Annotated in this window: 22 protein-coding genes; 5 read left to right on the forward strand and 17 right to left on the reverse strand. The window is 66.4% G+C overall.

Annotated features, from left to right (window positions below; genetic code table 11):
• From EPD82_RS09415 to hemC, 4 genes are all read right to left on the reverse strand, one after another.
• Positions 1-991: RNA-guided endonuclease InsQ/TnpB family protein (locus EPD82_RS09415; RefSeq protein WP_141056519.1), on the reverse strand; the 991-nt coding region annotated here is incomplete at its 3' end.
• A 6-nt stretch (positions 992-997) separates the two neighbouring features.
• Complete coding sequence (locus tag EPD82_RS09420) at positions 998-1,657, reverse strand: IS607 family transposase (RefSeq protein WP_055424055.1); 660 nt, start codon at positions 1,655-1,657, stop codon at positions 998-1,000.
• Between the two features lie 8 nt (positions 1,658-1,665).
• Entirely contained in the window at positions 1,666-2,475 is an 810-nt protein-coding gene (locus tag EPD82_RS09425; protein ID WP_055424049.1) for a uroporphyrinogen-III synthase, read from the reverse strand.
• The gene (gene hemC / locus EPD82_RS09430; RefSeq protein WP_141056520.1) at positions 2,472-3,431 is read right to left on the reverse strand and encodes a hydroxymethylbilane synthase; all 960 of its coding nucleotides are present in this window, start codon (positions 3,429-3,431) and stop codon (positions 2,472-2,474) included. The genes EPD82_RS09425 and hemC overlap by 4 nt, the downstream gene beginning before the upstream one ends.
• A 126-nt stretch (positions 3,432-3,557) precedes the next feature.
• On the opposite strand from hemC, the gene argH reads away from it, so the two are divergent.
• Entirely contained in the window at positions 3,558-4,958 is a 1,401-nt protein-coding gene (gene argH, locus EPD82_RS09435) for an argininosuccinate lyase (RefSeq protein ID WP_055424047.1), read from the forward strand.
• A gap of 8 nt (positions 4,959-4,966) precedes the next feature.
• Here argH and grxD read toward each other — a convergent pair whose 3' ends face one another.
• Positions 4,967-5,290, reverse strand: coding sequence for a Grx4 family monothiol glutaredoxin (gene grxD / locus EPD82_RS09440; protein ID WP_055424046.1), 324 nt, complete (start codon positions 5,288-5,290; stop codon positions 4,967-4,969).
• Positions 5,291-5,430: 140 nt separating this feature from the next.
• Between grxD and EPD82_RS09445 the strand changes: the two genes are divergently transcribed.
• Positions 5,431-5,973: an NUDIX hydrolase gene (locus EPD82_RS09445; RefSeq protein ID WP_141056521.1), complete on the forward strand. Its 543-nt coding sequence runs from the start codon at positions 5,431-5,433 to the stop codon at positions 5,971-5,973.
• Between the two features lie 38 nt (positions 5,974-6,011).
• Here EPD82_RS09445 and EPD82_RS09450 read toward each other — a convergent pair whose 3' ends face one another.
• From EPD82_RS09450 to flgB, 12 genes are all read right to left on the reverse strand, one after another.
• Positions 6,012-6,563, reverse strand: a complete 552-nt coding sequence (locus EPD82_RS09450) for a hypothetical protein (protein ID WP_141056522.1) — start codon at positions 6,561-6,563, stop codon at positions 6,012-6,014.
• A gap of 9 nt (positions 6,564-6,572) precedes the next feature.
• Entirely contained in the window at positions 6,573-7,583 is a 1,011-nt protein-coding gene (gene flgL, locus EPD82_RS09455) for a flagellar hook-associated protein FlgL (RefSeq protein WP_141056523.1), read from the reverse strand.
• A 14-nt stretch (positions 7,584-7,597) separates the two neighbouring features.
• Positions 7,598-9,259: a flagellar hook-associated protein FlgK gene (gene flgK / locus EPD82_RS09460; RefSeq protein ID WP_141056524.1), complete on the reverse strand. Its 1,662-nt coding sequence runs from the start codon at positions 9,257-9,259 to the stop codon at positions 7,598-7,600.
• A 62-nt stretch (positions 9,260-9,321) separates the two neighbouring features.
• The gene (flgJ, locus tag EPD82_RS09465) at positions 9,322-10,452 is read right to left on the reverse strand and encodes a flagellar assembly peptidoglycan hydrolase FlgJ (RefSeq protein WP_141056525.1); all 1,131 of its coding nucleotides are present in this window, start codon (positions 10,450-10,452) and stop codon (positions 9,322-9,324) included.
• A 12-nt stretch (positions 10,453-10,464) separates the two neighbouring features.
• Positions 10,465-11,634, reverse strand: a complete 1,170-nt coding sequence (locus EPD82_RS09470) for a flagellar basal body P-ring protein FlgI (RefSeq protein WP_141056526.1) — start codon at positions 11,632-11,634, stop codon at positions 10,465-10,467.
• An 11-nt stretch (positions 11,635-11,645) separates the two neighbouring features.
• Entirely contained in the window at positions 11,646-12,341 is a 696-nt protein-coding gene (locus EPD82_RS09475; protein ID WP_141056527.1) for a flagellar basal body L-ring protein FlgH, read from the reverse strand.
• An 11-nt stretch (positions 12,342-12,352) separates the two neighbouring features.
• Positions 12,353-13,135: a flagellar basal-body rod protein FlgG gene (gene flgG, locus EPD82_RS09480; RefSeq protein WP_141056528.1), complete on the reverse strand. Its 783-nt coding sequence runs from the start codon at positions 13,133-13,135 to the stop codon at positions 12,353-12,355.
• Positions 13,136-13,282: 147 nt separating this feature from the next.
• Positions 13,283-14,026 carry a flagellar basal-body rod protein FlgF gene (gene flgF / locus EPD82_RS09485; RefSeq protein ID WP_141056529.1) on the reverse strand — a complete coding sequence of 248 codons (744 nt, stop codon included), beginning with the start codon at positions 14,024-14,026 and terminating at the stop codon, positions 13,283-13,285.
• 25 nt (positions 14,027-14,051) lie between these two features.
• Positions 14,052-15,320 (reverse strand): flagellar hook protein FlgE, encoded by a 1,269-nt coding sequence (flgE, locus tag EPD82_RS09490; protein WP_141056530.1) that lies wholly within the window; start codon positions 15,318-15,320, stop codon positions 14,052-14,054.
• Positions 15,321-15,334: 14 nt separating this feature from the next.
• Positions 15,335-16,015 carry a flagellar hook assembly protein FlgD gene (locus EPD82_RS09495; RefSeq protein WP_141056531.1) on the reverse strand — a complete coding sequence of 227 codons (681 nt, stop codon included), beginning with the start codon at positions 16,013-16,015 and terminating at the stop codon, positions 15,335-15,337.
• Positions 16,016-16,073: 58 nt separating this feature from the next.
• Complete coding sequence (flgC, locus tag EPD82_RS09500; protein WP_055424034.1) at positions 16,074-16,478, reverse strand: flagellar basal body rod protein FlgC; 405 nt, start codon at positions 16,476-16,478, stop codon at positions 16,074-16,076.
• Positions 16,479-16,500: 22 nt separating this feature from the next.
• Positions 16,501-16,902: a flagellar basal body rod protein FlgB gene (flgB, locus tag EPD82_RS09505; protein WP_055424033.1), complete on the reverse strand. Its 402-nt coding sequence runs from the start codon at positions 16,900-16,902 to the stop codon at positions 16,501-16,503.
• A 171-nt stretch (positions 16,903-17,073) separates the two neighbouring features.
• On the opposite strand from flgB, the gene flgA reads away from it, so the two are divergent.
• From flgA to EPD82_RS09520, 3 genes are all read left to right on the forward strand, one after another.
• Positions 17,074-17,769 carry a flagellar basal body P-ring formation chaperone FlgA gene (gene flgA / locus EPD82_RS09510; RefSeq protein ID WP_072247971.1) on the forward strand — a complete coding sequence of 232 codons (696 nt, stop codon included), beginning with the start codon at positions 17,074-17,076 and terminating at the stop codon, positions 17,767-17,769.
• A gap of 72 nt (positions 17,770-17,841) precedes the next feature.
• Positions 17,842-18,156, forward strand: coding sequence for a flagellar biosynthesis anti-sigma factor FlgM (flgM, locus tag EPD82_RS09515; RefSeq protein ID WP_055424032.1), 315 nt, complete (start codon positions 17,842-17,844; stop codon positions 18,154-18,156).
• Positions 18,153-18,641, forward strand: coding sequence for a flagella synthesis protein FlgN (locus EPD82_RS09520; protein WP_082438440.1), 489 nt, complete (start codon positions 18,153-18,155; stop codon positions 18,639-18,641). The genes flgM and EPD82_RS09520 overlap by 4 nt, the downstream gene beginning before the upstream one ends.
• Positions 18,642-18,688 lie beyond the last annotated feature (47 nt).

Below are 18,688 nucleotides of genomic sequence, written 5' to 3' on the forward strand. Positions count from 1 at the left end.
GCTTCTCGTTGGCGAGCATCCCTGAGACGTTCAGGTCTTCGAGCGCCACCGCTTGGTTTTCGCGGCAGAGCCGGGTCGTGAGCTTGTGGGCGAAATCCGCTCGGATATGGGCAATGCGGCCATGCAGCCTTGCCAATGCCTGAGCGGACTTCTGGCGGTTGCTGGAGACGGGAAGACGGGTGCCTTTCGGCAGCGTGCCCTTGGGGTTGAATCCCGCAGCGACCTTTGCCGCCTCGAGCTTGCGGCTGAGGCGGCGCGAGCGGATGCGAAGGCGTCGCATGGCCGACTTGAGCGGCTTCGGCGCTCGAAGCGATTCGCCATTGGAGAGCGTCGCGGCGGCCTTGACGCCGAGATCGACGCCAACGATCCCGTCTGCCTTCCGGCGGCGGTAGAACTGCTCGTCCTTCACCTCGACCTGAATCGACACGAACCAGCGATCCGCCGTGCGGCAGACCGTGGCCCCGAGGATTTTCCCCTCGAATCGCAAAGATTCGGTCATGGCGACGTCGCCGATTTTCGGCAGGCGGATCGTCTGACCGGAGACGGAAAACTTGTCGTTGGCGACGTAGAAACTGTCGCGGCTGTGACCTTTCTTCTTGAACTGCGGCGGATAGGCGAGCTTGACGCCCTGCTTGCGCAGTTTGCGCCGCAGCGCTTTGTCCTGCGGCGCGATGCGCGCCCCTTCTTCGATCTGCTTGAAGAACCGCTTCCACGCCCTTTCCAGGTGCGCGAACGGCTGCGAATGCGCATCCCTGTGGATGCCCTCGAGCCACGGCTGGCCGTTTTCGTCGAGCCAGTCGGAGTCGCTGTACTTGATGGCGTTGAACTGCCGCTTGAGTGCCATGGCATTGGGCTTTTGCCCGGCGGCATACTGCCGGTTCCATTCGGCGAGCGCCCAGTTCCACACGCGCCGGGCCGTGCCGCAGGCGCGTTTGAAGTAATCCGCCTGCTCGGGCGTGGGACGAAGGGCGATTCGGTGGGTGAGGTGCATGATCATTTACTCGTCGGCAGAGGGATGTCTGTCTTGATTCTGCGCGTCATGCGCCACATCCTGCTTCAGGAGCTCGTCCAGCTTTTTTCGGTAGTTTCTCAACCCATGCAGGCGCGACGAGAAACAATGCACGATGGTCATCAAGTCCTGCACCATCTCTTGTTCAGGAGAGAGCCGTTCCTGGTTGAGCACCAGGATCTCGCATCCGTGGGTCTTGGCGTAGTGCTCGAACCACTCGAAACCGAAACGGGTCAACCGGTCGCGGTGAGCAAGGATCAGTGTCTTGATTTCCCCTCTGCCGATCTCATCCATCAGCGCCAGAAACCGTTTGCGCTTGAAGTTCAGGCCGCCACCCACTTCCTCGATGAATTCGACGTTGGCCAAGCCTCTCGCCACCACGAATTCTTCCAGCACCCTGCGCTGATTCGCCAAATCCGGTTTCTGCGCGGCACTTGACACCCGGCAGTAGGCCACCAGCCTGGTGGGCACGGCACCCAATCGACGCAGTCCGATGAACTCACGAATCTGCGACTCGGTATAAAGACGCCGGTTGGTGCCTGTGCGTGCCGCTGGAATCAACCGTCCTTCGCGTTCCCAGCGTTGCAAGGTCTTGGCGGTTACGCCAAGAAGTTTTGCCGCCTTGCCCGTGCTCATGGTGTTTTCCATGAAACCCATTATGGACTAATTTGCACTTTTTGTAATACGAGAGTTAGCTCCTGAAAAACGGGCAAGGATTCCAGGGCGGCGACGAGTCCGGCATCGCCCGGGGCCGGCGCGGTGACGACCCGCTTCAGCCCCAGGGCGAGCGCCGCGGCAGCGATGCGCGGATGCGCCGCGACGGCAGGGATTTCGGCAAGCCGCGGCCAATCGGCAGCCGGCACCAGCTCCGGCAGGTTCCCGGCCCCTTCGCTGCTCGTGAGGAGCATCGCCGCGAGCCGCCGCTCGCGCAGCGGCGCGAGCACCTCGTCGGACCACTGCGGCCGGATGCGACGATAACATATCCAGGTATCGACCGAGGCGCCGCGCTCGGTCAGCGTCTGGGCGAGCAGCGCCCGCCCGCCCTCCCCTTTGACGATCAGCACCCGTCGCCCGGAGACGGCGGCACGCGCACATTCTGGCAGCGCGAGCACCGCTTCTGAATCCGCCCCCTGCCGGGGAAAGACGACCTCTGCGAATCCCAGATCGCGCAAGGAGGCGGCGCTGCCCTCGCCCACCGTCATCACCGGCGGACCCGGCGGCCAGGCGCGGTAACGGCGCAGGCGCGGCACGGCCAGTTCGGCGGCGCTGCGGCTGACGAAGAAGACCCAGGCGTAGTCATCCAGCGCGGCAGCGACCTGCGCCTCTTTCGTTTCATCTTCGATCGGTTCGATCGCGAGCAGCGGCGCCGCCACCGGCTCGAACCCGTGCTCACGCAGCAGCGCCTCGAGCCGCAGGGCCTGTTCGCGCGGCCGGGTCACCCAGACGGCGGGCGGCGAACCGTTCATGCCGCGCCGCCCGAGAGCGCCGCGACGAGCGCCGCCGCCCCTTCGTCGAGCAGGCGCTGCGCCAAGGTTTCGCCCAAACGGCCCGCCTCTGCGAGCGAGCCGCGGATCTCGCCGCCGTAGATACGGCTGCCGTCGGGCTCGGCCACCCGGCCGCGCAGCCAAAGTTCCCCTCCCTCGAGCACGGCATAGGCGGCGATCGGCACTTCGCAGCTGCCGCCCAGCACGCGCGCGAAGGCCCGCTCGGCGGCCACGCAGGCGGTGGTAGCGGGATCGGCGAGCGGTGCGAGCCAGGAGCGCACGTCCGCGCGTTCGGCCAGGCACTCGATGCCCAGTGCCCCCTGCCCCGCCGCCGGCAGGCTGACCTCGACCGGCAGCACCGACTGGATGCGCTCACCCAGCCCCAGGCGGCGCAAGCCGGCCGCGGCGAGGATGATGGCGTCGAACTGCCCCTCGTCGAGCTTGCGCAGGCGCGTGTCGAGATTGCCGCGCAGGGGGCTCACCGCCAGATAGGGATACTGCGCGATGAGCTGCGCCTGGCGCCGCAGCGAGGAAGTGCCCACCACCGCCCCCGGCGGCAGATCGTCGAGGCTCGCGTAGCGGTTCGAGACGAAGGCGTCGGCCGGCTCCTCGCGCGCGAGCGTGGCGGCGAGCGCGAACGCCTCGTCGAGCACCATCGGCACGTCTTTCATCGAGTGCACCGCCAGATCGGCTTCCCCCGCGAGCAGCGCCACCTCCAGCTCCTTGACGAAGAGCCCCTTGCCGCCCACCTTCGCCAAGGGACGGTCGAGGATGCGGTCGCCGCGCGTGGTCATCCCCAGGAGTTCGACGCGGCAAGCGGGATAGAGCGCCTCGAGCCGGTCCTTGACGAACTGCGCCTGCCACAGGGCGAGGCGGCTCTCGCGGGTGGCGATGACGAGGCGCGATGGAGGCGGAAAGGCCGGGTTTTCTTCTGTCATGCTTTCTCCCTGACGGCACGGGCACGAGCGCCGGCGGCGAACGGATGCGGCGATTCTATCATCGCCGGCATGGCGCCCCGCGGCCTTATAATTCCCCCTTTCGTTGCCAAGCCCTTCCTCCTTACCATGACCGACACGCCCCATACGCCCGCCAAGACCTGGTCGGGACGCTTCGCCGAACCCGTCTCCGAGCGCGTCAAGCGCTACACCGCTTCGATTCCCTTCGACCGGCGGCTTGCCGAGCACGACATCCGCGGCTCGCTCGCCCACGCGAAAATGCTTGCGCGTCAAGGCATCCTGAGCGCCCAGGACCTGGCCGACATCGAGCGCGGCATGGCCCAGATCCGCGAAGAGATCGCGCGCGGGGATTTTCCCTGGTCGCTGGACGACGAGGACGTGCACCTCAATATCGAAAAGCGCCTCACCGCCCTGGTGGGCGATGCGGGCAAGCGCCTGCACACCGGGCGCAGCCGCAACGACCAGGTCGCCACCGACCTGCGCCTGTGGCTGCGCGACCAGATCGACGCCATCGTGGAAGCGATCGAATCGCTGCAAGGCGCGCTCCTCGACCTGGCCGAGACCCACGCGGCCACGCCCATGCCCGGATTCACCCATCTGCAGGTGGCGCAGCCAGTGACCTTTGGCCACCACCTCATGGCCTATGTGGAGATGCTCGAGCGCGACCGCGAGCGGCTGCGCGACGCCCGCCGGCGCGTCAACCGCCTGCCGCTGGGAGCGGCGGCCCTCGCCGGCACCACTTTTCCCATCGACCGCGAGTTCGTCGCCCGCGAGCTCGGCTTCGAGGACGTGTGCCGCAATTCGCTCGACGCGGTGAGCGACCGCGACTTCGCCATCGAATTCCTCTCGGCGGCCTCCCTCGTGATGATGCACCTGTCGCGTTTCTCCGAGGAGCTCATCCTGTGGATGACGCCGCGCTTTGGCTTCATCACCCTGGCCGACCGCTTCTGCACCGGCTCTTCCATCATGCCGCAGAAGAAGAACCCGGACGTGCCGGAACTCGTGCGCGGAAAGACGGGGCGCGTCTATGGGCACCTCATGGGGCTCCTCACCCTCATGAAGGCGCAGCCGCTCGCCTACAACAAGGACAACCAGGAAGACAAGGAACCCTTGTTCGACGCCGTCGATACCGTGCTCGACACGCTCATCATCTATGCCGAGATGGTGGGCGGCATCCGCGTGCACCCCGAGGCGATGCGCGAAGCGCTGCGCCAGGGATTCGCCACGGCCACCGATCTGGCCGACTATCTGGTGAAGAAAGGGGTGCCCTTTCGCGACGCGCACGAAGCGGTGGCGCGCGCCGTGCGCGAGGCCGAGGCGCGCGGCGTGGATCTGGCCGAACTGCCGCTCGAAGTGCTGCGCGGTTTCAGCCCCCTGATCGAAGAGGACGTGTATCAAGTGTTGACGATCGAGGGGTCGCTCGCGCAGCGGCGGCACATCGGCGGCACCGCGCCCGAGGCGGTGCGCGAAGCGATCGCGCAGGCCCGGGCGCGGCTAAAGCGCGCCTGAACGAAGGGTCAGGCGAGCACGCCGGCTTCCCTCAGCAGTTCCTGCAGCTCGCCCGACTCGTACATCTCGCGCACGATGTCCGCCCCGCCGATGAATTCCCCCTTGACGTAGAGCTGGGGAATCGTCGGCCAGTTGGCGTATTCCTTGATTCCCTGGCGCAGCGCTTCGTCTTCGAGCACGTTGTAGGCGGCGAAGTCTTTCAGGCCGCAGCGGCGCAGCACCTGCACCACGGCTGCGGAGAAGCCGCACAAGGGAAAATCGGGCGTGCCTTTCATGTAGAGCACCACCGGATCGGCGTCGATCTGCTGGCGGATTTTTTCTTGGATGTCCATGGAGATCCTTGTATTGCGAAGTTGGGGGAACCCATCTTAGCGAGCCGGAGCGGGCAACGTCAAGGAGGGAACCATGCACCGGGACAAGGAAGGTACAATCGGCAAATATCCATCGCCATCGAGGCGCTCGTGAGCGAGCGATGAACTACTGTACCGTCTGCGGTCATCCGCTGCAGGTCCTCGTCCCGCCCGGCGACAACCGGCCTCGGCACGTGTGTTCCCATTGCGGCGAGATCCACTATCAAAACCCGAAGCTCGTGGTCGGGGCCATTCCGCGCTGGAAGAACCAGGTCCTGCTGTGCCGCCGCGCAATCGAGCCCCGCCTGGGATGGTGGACGCTGCCGGCCGGCTTCATGGAAAACGGCGAATCCACGGTGGAAGCGGCGATGCGTGAGACCTGGGAAGAAGCCGGCGCGCTCGTCGAGATCGGCACACTGCAGGCGCTCATCGACGTTCCGGTCATCCAGCAGGTCCACCTCTTCTACCGGGCGAATCTGCTCAGCCTGGACGTCGCCCCCGGCGAAGAAAGTCTGGAGACGCGGCTTTTCCCTCTGCGCCACATTCCCTGGGACGAACTCGCTTTCGAGACGGTGCGCGCCGCGCTCGCCCATCACCTGCGTCATCCGCGGCACGGCGTGCTGGTGAAGACGCTGGGGCAGCGTCCCGCCCGTTCCTCCGCCTGAGCGCCGGGGAAGAAACCGCCGTGCGCGGTGCGAGCGCCTCAGCGCCCCTCCGCCGGGGGTAGCCCCACGAGCCGCACGTCGCCCACCGCGTAGCGCTGCGCGAGCGGCCGGGTGGAGTGCACCCCCTCTTCATATTCGAGGATCTCGAAGCCTTGGGCGCCGCGGCGCAAGGCGATCTCCTTGGCGGCGCGACGGAACACGGTATAGGCCTCGCCCTGGCCGCCCGTGGTGAGGGTGCGCATGTTCATGCGGATGCGGGCGGTCGCGTTGGCGGGAGATTCCTCCACCTCGATGCGCCAGTTGGGATCGAACGGGTCGTAGAGCGCATAGGCGATGAGCGCCGCGCCGCCGAGCTGGCGCAGCAGCGCGGCGTGCGACACGGGGGTAGGAGTGACGGAATTGGCTCCCCCAGCGGCACTGCTCGAGCTCGAACCATTGACGTTCATCGACGAGGACGAGAGCACCAGCGCCGATCCCGCGGCGCCCGCCGCCGGCGCGACCAGGCGTTCAGGGTCGTTCCAGGGCGCTTCTGCACATCCGCCCATGAGCGCGGCAAACCCCGCGAGCGTAAGAAAGCACAGAGCGCGCATGGAGCAGCCTCAGAGATATTCAAAGAGGGAAAGGTTGGCCACGCGCGCAAAAGACTGCTGCGCCGCCTGCAGAACGAGCTGCTGCTGGGCGAGCCGGCTCAAAGCTTCGTTGTAGTCCAGATCCTCGATGCGCGAACGGGCGGTGGCATACTGTTCGTCGATTGCCTGACCGGCGAAGTCGAGCGAGTCGAGCTCGGCGCGCTGGGAGCCGACCTTGGATTGATAGAGGGCGACGCGCTCCATGAAGGCATCGGCGGTGTCGAGGCCGTACCCTGTGGGATCGGTATAGCCCGGCGGCAAGGTGACCGTTGCGGCAGTGGCCGGATCGATGGCGTCGATCGCCGTTTTGAGTCGGTTGAAGAACTCGGCGGAGGGGTATTTGGCCGGAGTGCCGGTCGTCGGGTTGGCCGGAACATAGGCGCTCTGATCCGCCTCGAAGAGCCCTCCACCACCGCTCGCCGAACCGGGAATGCCGATGTCCATCCGCCGCTCGGGGCCTACCTGCATCTGCCGGGTGCCGGCGTCGCCCTGGTAGTAATAGACATCGGGCGTAGTCGCATCGCCGTCGTGGTCGCCGAAAGCGATCGGCGCGGTGTCGTTCTTGTAGCCGGAGAAGAGGTATTCCCCCTGCCCGTCTTTACTATTGGCGAGTGCGACGAGGTTGTCGAGCTGGCTGCGCAGGTCGGAAGCGATCGCCGCCTTGTCCTGGGCGGAGAGCCCGCCGTTGCCGGCCTTGATGAACTGCTGCCGCATGTACTGCAGCGTGTCGGTCATCGTGGAGAGGCGCGTGTCGGTGAGCGCGAGCTGGTCCTTGGCGTAGCCGATGTTGGCGAGGAACTGCTGGTTCACGCTCTGGGATTGCTGCAGTTCGAGGCTGCGCGCAGCGCGCACAGGGTCGTCCGAGGGCTTGAGCATCTTCTTGCCGCTGGCAACCTGAAGCTGCGTCTGCGTCAGCTGCGCCTGGTTGTTCTGCAGGGCGGCGATGTTGCGGTCGAAAATCTGAGAAGTGGAGATGCGCATGATCGTTCTCCTGGTCAGCCGGCGATGGCGAGCACGGAGTCGAAGAGTTTCTGGGCCATCTGCATGACCTTGCTCGCCGCGAGATAGGCTTGCTGGTAGCGTACCAGGTTGGCGGCCTCTTCGTCGAGGTTGACGCCGGCGTGGCTGTCGCGCTGCGCCTGGATCTGCTCGTAGAGCGCCTGCGAGGAAGAAGCCCCGTTCTTCACTTCGCTCGCCTTGGCTCCGAGCGATGACACGGTGCGGGCGTAGGCCGTCTGCAGCGTGGCCGTGGCCTGCCCGGCGCCATCGTCGTAGAGGAATTTCTCCGTCTGGATCGCGGCGAGCGTGAGCGCGTTGCGGTTGTCGGCCGGGCCGCTGTCGGTGAGGGGATTTTGCTCGGCCGCAGCGATCTGCCGGGGATCGGTGATCGCCACGCCGATACTGGAGGCGGCGTCGCGGTAGGGCGCGATGACGGCGGTCTCACCGGTTTGCAGGGTCACGCCGGAGAAGTCGAGGCCGTCGATCGGTTGGGTCAAATCATTGAAGCGCGCGCCATCGCTTTGCCGCGTCACGCTGAGCGTGCCATTGTCGTTGCTGATCGTGTAGGTGTCGGGGCGCAGGGCGGAAAGCTTGACGTTCGTGGCGAACGAAACGGAGACGGTACTGCCTTGCGAACCGGCGCTCACCACCGGCTGGGCAAGATCGATGCCGGAGAAGTAGGGTTTCCCGGTGCTGCCGTCCAGCCCATAGCCCGACGCGTGCACTTGGTTGAATTTTGCCGCGAGCGCCGTGGCGAGGAAACCGAGCTGGTCCTGCACCGGTTCGAGCGCCTCGCGCCGGAAGGCGAGCAGCGCGCCCAGTTCGCCACCGCTCAACTGCGATTCGGGCAGCGCCAAGGCCGCCCCGTTGCCGATCTGGTAAGTGACCTGGGTGCGCGAGGGCTGGGCGGGGTCGGGCCGGGTGGCGATGGTGGCGCTCTGCGTGCCTTGCACCAGGGCCTGGCCGTTGCCGATGAAGACGGTCATCATCCCTTTGTCGTCGACCACCGCTTGGACGTTCACGCGCTTGGCGAGTTCGGCGAGCGCCTGGTCGCGCTGGTCGAGCAGGTCGTTGGGCGAAGCGCCGTTGCCCACGCCGAGCGCGCGCGAGATCTCCTGGTTGAGCCGGGCGATCTGCTGGCCGTACTGGGTGATGTCCTGGGCGGCGAGGGCGATGTTCTGCTCCACGCTGGCGTCGATCTCATCGAGCTGGCCGGAAAGAAGCTGGAAGCGGTTGACCAGCACCTCGCTCTGCGACAGCATCGTCTGGCGCGCGGCAATATTGGAGGGGTTGTTCGCCACTTCCTGTACCGCATCGAAGAACTGCGACATGGCCGAAGAGAGGCCCGCGTCGGGGTCGGCAATGAGGTTGTCGATGGGCGCGACGAGATCGCTGTAGTTCTGGTAGTAGCTCGCCTGGCTCTGCGACTGCAGCAGCTGCTTGTGCAGGAACTGGTCGTAGGCGCGCTCCACGTCCACCACCCGCGCGCCCTGGCCCATGTAGCCATAGCCCATGTACTGGGAAGGCTGGGTGGTCTGCACCGCGCTCTGGCGGCTGTAGCCGGGGGTGTCGGCATTGGCGATGTTGTGGCTGGCGACGTTGAGCTTGGCCTGCGAGGCCATCAGCCCGGTCAAACCGATGTTGAGGAAATCGGCCATGATGCTCTCCCGGCGTAGGGGTGTCGCCAATCAAGTAGCAAAATTCATGCCATTATGCACCGTCACCCCGGGAGCGCCGCCCGGAAGCGCCGGTCCTGCAGGATGGAGACGATCTTGTCGGCGTAGCGCGGGTCGGTGGCGTAGCCGCCGCGCACGAGCGCCAAGGCGAATTCGCGCGGGGTACGGCTGCCCGGCACGCCGGCGTAGCGCTCGTTGTCGCGGATGAGGCGCACGTAGTCGTCGAAGGCGGCGGCGTAGGAAGGATAGACGCGGAATCGGGCGTTCTCGGTCACGGCGCGGCCGCTGTCGTATTCGGTCACCGGCAGGGTGACGGCGGGGCCGCTCCAGCTGCTGCCTGCCTTGATGTTGAAGAGGTTGTGGCTGGAGCGCCCGTCGGGGCGGGTGATGACGGCCTCTCCCCAGCCGCTCTCGAGCGCTGCCTGGGCGACGAGGAATTCCGGCGGCACGCCCAGCTGCGCCGCGGCACGCTTGGCCTGCGGCAGGGTATCCTGCACGAAGCGGCGGATCTTCTCCGGCACGTCGGCGCCGTCCTGAGCGCGGCGCACTTCGCTGGCGGCCGAGGACAGCGCAGGAAGAAGCCCTGCCCCCGCTCCCTCTGGCGCCAAGAGCGGCTTTGCCTCGTCTTCTTCGAGCGGCACGAGCGGCTCGGCCGTGTCGTCGGCTCCGCCCAGGGCGGCGAAAAAGCCCTTTTCTTCGACCGGCGCTCCGGCCTCGGCCGCCATTTGCCGGGCAGCGGCAAAGTTTGCCGGCCGACGCAGCACCCCGGCAAGCGAGATGCCCGCCGCGGCCCCGGCGCCAGCCGATTCGCTCCCCGACGCGACTGCGCCTGCCGCCGCGGGCGAAGTGTCCGTCGCGGCGGCCTCGGTGGTCTTTCCCAGGCGCTGCTGCAGCTGGCGCGCGAGCAGCTCGCCCAGGCCGAGGCCATGGCCGGCAGCGAGGTTCTGCGCGAGCTGCTGGTCGCTCATCTCCTGGAACATGCGCTCGGCATCGCTCGAAGTAAAGTCGTTGCGCGGCACGGTGGCGCGCATGGCCTTGAGCATCTGCTGCAGCATCACCGCCTCGAACTGCTTGGCGGCGGCGCGCAGCGCCTCGGGCGAGTCACCCTGCTTGGCAAGATTCTGCAGCGAGCGCAGCGAGCGCGGATCGAAGGCGGGGACGCTCGGGACACTCATCGGCGCGCTCCCTCAGATCACTTCCAGATCGGCGCGCAGGGCGCCCGAAGACTTGAGCGCCTGCAGGATGCTGATGAGATCCATGGGCGTGGCGCCGAGCGCGTTGAGCGCCTTGACCACGTCGGAGAGGTTGGCGCCGCCCTTGACGTCCTGGATCACCGCCACCGGCTGCTCGATCTGCACCTGCCCCTGCCGCGCGGCCACGGTGGCGCCGCCGGCAAAGGGGGTGTTCGGTTGGCTGACGGCGAGGTTTTCTCCCACGGTCACCTTGAGGCTGCCGTGGGCCACCGCCACGTGCTGCAGCGTCACGGCCTGGTTCATCACCACCGAGCCGGTACGCGAATTGACCACCACCTTGGCGCGCTGCACGTCCGGCTCCACGGTGAGGTTCTGCAGGCGGGCGAGAAAGGCCACGCGATCGGAAGGGTCGGCCGGGGCGCGCACGGCGATGGTCCGCCCGTCGATCGCCTGGGCCGTGCCGAAACCGAACGCGTTCTCGATGGCGCGCGTGATCTTGGCGGCGGTGCCAAAATCCATCTCTTCCAGTTCGAGCCGGATCACTTCGGATTGCGCGAAGTTCGTGCCCACCTCGCGCTCCACCGTGGCCCCGTCGGGGATGCGGCCGGCGGAGAGGTGGTTGATCTGCTGCGCCGCCCCGCCGGCGCGCGCCCCCGCCCCACCGACGACCACGTTGCCCTGGGCGATGGCGTAGATCTGCCCGTCGGCCCCCTTGAGCGGAGTCATCACCAGGGTGCCGCCCTTGAGGCTCTTGGCGTTACCCATGGCCGAGACGGTGACGTCGATGCGCTGCCCGGGACGGGCGAACGGCGGCAGGTCGGCCGTGACCATGACCGCGGCCACGTTCTTGAGCTGCATGTTGCCCGTCGGCGGCAGATTCACCCCCATGCTGCGCAGCATGTTGATCACGCTCTGCACGGTGAAAGGCGTTTGCGTGGTCTGGTCGCCGCTACCGTCCAGCCCCACCACCAGGCCGTAGCCCACGAGCTGGTTGTCGCGCACGCCGCCCACCGAGGCGAGATCCTTGATACGTTCGGCCGCTTGGGGGGACAGCGCGGGAAAGAAAAAGGTGCAGGCAAGCAGCGCGGCAAGGAGCGCCCGGCCGATGCGGGCGCGGCGATCGCCCCCGCGGTGTCCAGATTGCTTCACAGGCTCTCCGTTCATGACATTTTTCCTCAGAACGGCAGGAAGTTGAGGAAGAAGCGCTGCAGCCAGCCCATCTTCTGCGCTTCGTCGATGTAGCCGCTGCCGACGTATTCGATGCGCGCATCGGCCACCGAGGTGGAATCGACCGTGTTCTTGCCGCTGATGGTCACCGGATCGACCACGCCGGAAAAGCGGATGTACTCGCGCCCCTGGTTGATGGCCAGCTGCTTCTCGCCGGAGACGAGCAGATTGCCGTTGGGATAGACGTCGATGACGGTGACGGTGATCGTGCCGCGGAAGGTGTTGTCGGCCGAAGCGCCGCCCTTGGCTTCCAGGCTCTGGTCGCCGCTGGCGTTCAGGCCGAGTCCGGCCAGGCCCGAGAGCGGCAGGCGGGTCATCGAATCGATGCCCACTTCCGAGCTGGTATTGCGGCTCGCGTTGGCGCCGGTGTTCTTCTTGGCCGAGGTGTTCTCGACGAGGTTGATGGTGAGCGTGTCGCCCACGTAGCGCGGCCTGCGATCCTCGAAGAGCGGACGCACGGCGCTTGCCTGGAAAATGGCACCGTTTGCCGGTGCGGCGCTCTGCGGCACGGGGCGCGCCGTCATCGGCTGATGCACGATGGCCGGCGGCGTGGTGTCGATGGCGGCGCAGCCGGACAAGACGGCAAGCCCGGCGAGCAGCCAGCGGGTGCGCCTGGCGAATCTTCCGGCGAAGGGAGCGTTCATGGCCCTGCCCCTCACAGCTGGGTCAGACGGGCGAGCATCTGGTCGGAGGTGGACACGGCCTTGGAATTGAGCTCATAGGCACGCTGGGTGATGATCATGCTCACCAGCTCCTCGGCCACGTTCACGTTCGAATTTTCCACATAGCCCTGGTTCAATACCCCGGAGCCATTGTTGCCGGGGATGTTCACCGCCGGCGGGCCGCTCGACTGCGTCTCGGCGAAGAGGTTTTCCCCCAGCGCCTGCAGGCCGCCCTCATTGACGAAGGTGACGAGCTGGATCTGCCCCACCTGCACCGGCGCCACCGCGCCCGGCTGCAGCACGCTCACCACCCCGTCCTTGCCGATGGTGACGGAGAGCGCATCGGGCGGAATGTTGATCGCATCGACCAGCGGATAGCCCGAGGCGGTGACCACGTTGCCCTGGTTGTCGAGCTGGAACGCGCCGTCGCGGCTGTAGGCCGTCGTGCCGTCGGGCATCTGGATCTGGAAGAAGCCCCGCCCCTGGATGGCCACGTCGAGCGGGTTGCCGGTCTGCTGCAGCGTTCCCTGGGTGAAGATGCGCTCGGTAGCCACCGGGCGCACGCCGGTGCCCATCTGCAGGCCGCTGCCGATCTGGTTCTGCTGCGTCTGCTGCGCGCCGGGCTGGCGCAGGGTCTGGTAGAGCAGATCCTCGAACACGGCGCGCTGGCGCTTGAAGCCGTTGGTCGAGACGTTGGCGAGGTTGTTCGAGATGACGTCGAGCTGGGTCTGCTGCGCGTCGAGCCCCGTGCGGGCGATCCAGAGCGAACGGATCATGGTCGTTCTCCTGTGGGCGCCGCCGCGGTTCGATCGATCGGGGCGGCGCGGTTGCTGCGTTCCATGGACTCATCTTACGTCCACCACCGCCTCCCCCGTCGCCGGAAAACCGGCGCTTTGCCGCCTCATTTCCGCCGGCCATTCCCCTCAGCGGGCGGGCGAGAGGATACTGGAAGCGCGCGCGTCGTTCTCCTGGGCGGTGGTGATCGCCTTGGTATTCATCTCGAACTGGCGCGCGAGCGCAATCATGCGCACCATCTGGTCGACCAGCGACACGTTCGACTTCTCCAGATAGCCGCTCGAAACCTGCACCGTCTCGTCCATGGGCGAGGCTCCCCCCTCCTGCAGGCGGAAGAGCCCGTCCTCGCCGCGCTGCAGGTTCTCCACCGGCGGGTTGACCAGCTTGAGCCGCCCCACCACCTCCGTGACCTGGGTGTTGGTGGGGTCCACCGCCGAGATCGTACCGTCCTTGCCGATGGTGAATTCCCGATCCGGCGGCAACGCCACCGGCTGGTTATCCTCTCCGAGCACCGGCTGGCCGCTGGGCAGCTGCAGGATGCCGTTCGCGCTCAGCTGGAAATTGCCGGCGCGGGTGTAGGCTTCGCCGCCGTCGGGCGTCTGCACGGCAAACCACCCCTGCCCCTCGATCGCCGCATCGAGCGGCCGCCCGGTGTACTCGAGCGGGCCGGCCTCGAAATTGGTGGCCACGGTGGCATCCACCGTGAAAGCGCGCGAGGGCAGCGCCTGCGTCTGTACCGGCACGGCGCGCAGCCGGTGCATCGCCTCCTTGAAACCGGCGGTATCCACGTTGGCGAGATTGTTCGCCACCGCGCCCTGCTGCTCCAGGGTGTATTTCGCGCCGGTCATGGCGGTGTAAATGACGCGGTCCATCGCAATCCTCCTTCAGCGCCCGCTATCAGCGCAGGTTGATGACGGTCTGCAGGATCTGGTCCTGCGTCTTGATCGACTGGGCGTTCGCCTGATAGGCGCGCTGCTGCACGATCATGTTGACCAGCTCGGCGGTGAGATCCACGTTGGATGCCTCCACCGACCCGCCGGAGATGAAACCGCGCGTGCCCGCCCCGGGGGTTCCCGCCACACCCGGCCCCGATTCGAGCGAGGAGATCCACAGGTTGTCCCCCATCGACACCAGGCCGTTGGGGTTGCGGAACGAAGCAATCGCCACCGTCCCCACCGTGACCACGTTGCCGTTGGTGTAGCGCGCCTGGATCTGACCTTCTTTCGTGACCGATACCCCCGCCAGCTCCCCGGCCGGCACGCCGTCCTGGCTGATGGTGTTCACGGAGGATGCGAGGGCGAATTGGGTGGCGGTGAAGTTGATGTCGATGGTGCCGTCGCTCGCCCCCACAGGCCCTCCGATCGTGGCGCCGTTGGCCAAGGTGATGCCACTAAAAGCCAAAGGAGACCCACTTGTCAATGCGCCCGAAGCGTCGAATTCCAAAGTACCCAAATTAGCAGGGATTCCCGGAGGGGTTGCCGCAGGATCCGTAGCTGGATCACCGGAAAGGGCGCCATAGACGTCCCATGTCGATGGATTACCCGAAGCCGTTCGCACGAAATACAGGTTCAAATTGTGGGCGATTCCCAGCGAGTCGTAGGTCACGACCGTCGTGGAAAAGTTATAGGTTTTTGGGTCATTGGGATTGAACGTTCCTGTCATGACTGGCTGGTTGGCATCCAGATTGAACGTCATATCCACTGTCGAGGTCTCGCGCGGCGTGCCGGTGTCGTACGGCACCTTGATCGGTACCGCATCCCCCGCCCCTGCCGTTCCGGGATAGCCGAGCAGCTGGTAGCCGGTGGCCGTGGTCACGTAGCCGTCCTTGTCGAGCTGGAATTCCCCGGCGCGGGTGTAATACATCTGGTTGTCGCCCAGCACCGGGCGTTTCACCATGAAGAAGCCGTCGCCGTTGATCGCCATGTCGAGCGAATTGCCCGTCTCGGTGATGCTGCCCTGGCTGAAATTCTGCCGGATGGCCGCCACGCGTGAGCCGCTGCCCACCTGCTTGTACGGGTCGGCGCCCAGCGTGGCTGAATAGACGTCGGCGAACACCGTCTGGCTCGCCTTGAAGCCGGTGGTATTGGCGTTGGCCACGTTGTGGCTGATGACGTCGAGCGCCTGCGAGGAGCTGGATAGGCCGCTCAAACCTTGTTGGAATGCCATGATCCTCTCCTATCTCACATGATCTGCTTGACTTCGTCGAGGGTGAAGATGCCCAGGTCGCCCACCTGCAGGTCGGTGCTCTTCGGCCCTTTCACGATGCCCGTGACCTGGCCGAGCTGCAGCGCAGTGGCCGTGACCGGTTCGCTGCCGTCTTTCGCCTCGATCTTCATTTTGTAGATGCCCGGCTGGGCGGTTTGACCATCGTCGGCCTTGCCGTCCCACACGAAATTGTGGCTGCCCGCATCGAGCGCGCCCAGATCGAGCGTGCGCACCAGCACCCCCGACTGGTCGGTGATGGTCACTTTCACCTCGCTCGCGGCCGCCGGAAGGTCGACCCCCCCGATGCCGCCCGAATTCGTGAGCGTGATCTGGTTGCCAGCCACCAGCACTCCGCGCCCCACGAGCGAAGCCATGTCGGTCATCTGCGCCGTGCCAGCCAGCTCCGAGACGAGCTGGTTCAACTTCTCGATGCCCTGCACCGTGCTCATCTGCGCCAGCTGCGAGGTCACCTCGGCGTTGTCCATCGGGTTCAGGGGGTCCTGGTTCTTGAGCTGGGTGGTCAAGAGCGTCAGGAAGCGGTTCTGCATGTCCTCCACGGCCCCGGCCGTCACGCTCGAGCTGCTCGTCGTGCGCGGGCCGTACTGCGCCAGGATGGAACTGGCGGTGGTCGTGGTGGGATTGGTGGTGGTGCTCATGGAAAGTCTCCGCTGGATAGATCACCGATCGGCGAAAGCGTCGCTACCGGCGCCTTCCTCACTGTCCGATCGTCAAAGTCTTCTGAAGCAAACTTCGTGCCGTGTTGATGACTTCCACGTTGTTCTGGTAGGAGCGCGAGGCGGAGATCATGTTGACCATCTCCTCGACCACGTTCACGTTGGGCATGGCCACGTAGCCGTTCTCGTCGGCGGCCGGGTTGTTGGGCTCGTAGACGAGGCGCGGCGGGGCGGCGCTCTCCACCACTTCCTGCACGCGCACGCCCTGGGCGGGGCCTTCGCCCATGGGCGTGGTGCGAAAGACCACCTGCTTGCCCCGGTAGGGCTGACCGTCGGGACCGACCACGCTCTCGGCGTTGGCGAGGTTGGAGGCGGTGGTGTTGAGCCGCACCGACTGCGCCGTGAGCGCCGAGCCGGCGACCTTGAACACGTCGAGCATTGCCATGACGATCTCCCTGCGAATTCACTCACTGCCCGGTGATGGCGGTGCGCATGCCCTTGAGCAGCCGGTTGATGAAGTTCAGGCTCGCCTCGTAGTGGAACGCCGTCTCGGCAAAGGCCGTGCGCTCCTGGTCCATGTCGACGGTGTTGCCATCCACGGCCGACTGCACTTCGCTGCGGTAGCCTTCGTACTCCGCGAGCGGCTCGTCTCCGCCGGCCGAGAGGTGCTCGGAATCGGTTTTCTTGAGCCCCGGCGCGCTGCGGCTCGACTGGGCCTTGGAGAGCGCGGCGCGAAAGTCGAGGTCGCGCGCCTTGTAATTGGGCGTGTCGGCATTGGCGATGTTCGAGGCGATGAGCTGCTGCCGCCGGGCCTGCACCTCGAGGGCTTGGCGTTGAAAGGCGAGCGCTTGTTCGAGTTTTTCCAACATGGTCATCCTCCGGTTTGGGACGACGAGGCATAAGCACGTTCCATGCCTGTCAGGATAAGTCCCTTCCCCGCAAGGCAAAGGGCGGAACATCGGGGGTTCCTCCCGGCAAATCCGCGCTTTCCCTCCGGCAAGGATTGCCGGGCTTGCCGATCCGTGCTAGAACTGCGGCCCATGAACGCCGCCCGTCTCTTCCTCTTTCTCTTCCCCGTCGCGCTCGCCCTGGGCCCTGGTATGGCCCAGGCGCGCCAAGAGCCGCTGGCGGTGGAACAGACCGTGCGCGCCTTCCTGCAGCAGGCCACGGCGGGGCTGCCGGGGCGGGTGCAGATCGAGGTCGATCCGTTCGATCCCTACAACCAGCTTCCTTCCTGCCGCAGGCTGGAAGCCTTCGTACCGGAGAACGTGCGGCTGTGGGGGCGCGTGGCCGTGGGCGTACGCTGCACCGAGCCCACGGCCTGGACGGCCTACCTCACCGCCCGGGTGGCGGTGTTCGGCGCCTATTACCAAAGCGCGCGGCCGCTGCGCGCGGGGCAGATCCTCTCGCCCGACGATCTGCGCCGCGAAGAGGGGGAACTCACAGCGCTGCCGGAAGACGTGGTACTCGATGCCTCCCGCGTGGTCGGGGCGCGTCTGCGCGGCAGCATGGCAGCTGGCCAACCCCTGCGTCAGAGCCAGTTGGTGCTGCCCGACGTCGTCTCGCCGGGCATGGAGGTGGCAGTGCGCGTCGCTGGGCCGGGCTTCGTGGTGGAGAATCGCGGCAAGGCGCTCAATCGCGCCGCGCCGGGCGAAACGGTGCGGGTGCGGCTCGAAGGCGGCCGCGTCGTCTCGGGGCAGGCGCAGGCCGACGGCTCGGTCCTCATCAACCCCTGAAAAATGCTAAAGTTTCCGCTCATACCTGCCGTAATCCCATTCAAGATGCCATTGGACGAATGAGGATTGGCCATGAAAATCGGTACTCCAACCCCGCCGGCAACGGGCAGCGCCGAGCTCTTGCGGCCGCCGGCTCCGGGCGGAAAAAAGCTGCCCGATGCCACGGCGGAGGAATCGGCCGCCGGCAACGAAACGGTCGCCGTCTCGCGCCTGGCCAACCTGCTCGCGCAAGGGGAAAGCGCCATGGAAAGCACGCCGGAGATCGATTCGGCCCGGGTGCAGGAACTCTCGCAGGCGATCCGCGACGGGCGTTTCCGCGTCGACGCCGAGCGCATCGCCGAGGGGCTGCTCTCCGAAATGCGCGACCTGCTCTCGCGTGAGGGATGATGCACCTGCCGCCCGCCGTCCTCGCCTTGCTGTCGCAGCTGCTCGCGCAGGAAGAGCGCGCGCTCGAACGCTTCCTTGCGGTGCTCGAGGAAGAGCGTCGGGCGCTGCTCGCCGGCGAGGCCGAAGCGATCGCCGCCGCCGTCGAAGAGAAGAACCGCGTGGCGGAAACACTGCAGAACTGCAGCCGGCAAAAACTGCTGCTCGCGGCAAAAAGCACCGGCAAGACGGACGAGGAAGCCGCCCTCGTGCTGCAGGAATGGATGCAGGAGCCTTCGCTCGCCCCGGCGTGGGAACGCATCCGGGCGCTTGCCGAGCGCTGCCGCCGCGCCAACCTCGAAAACGGCACCTTCATCCGCGAGCGGCTGGCAGTCAATCAGCAGGCGCTCGACGTGCTCCTCGGCGCCCAAGAGCGCCTCACCACCTACGACGCGCTCGGCACCACCCACTTGCGCACCGCCACCCGCCGTCCGCTCGGTTCGGCCTGAGCGCCCCGTCGTCGAAACGGGCATTTTCTGCCACAATGCAGCCGTCG

Source organism: Tepidiphilus succinatimandens, from assembly GCF_006503695.1.
Lineage (GTDB): Bacteria > Pseudomonadota > Gammaproteobacteria > Burkholderiales > Rhodocyclaceae > Tepidiphilus > Tepidiphilus succinatimandens.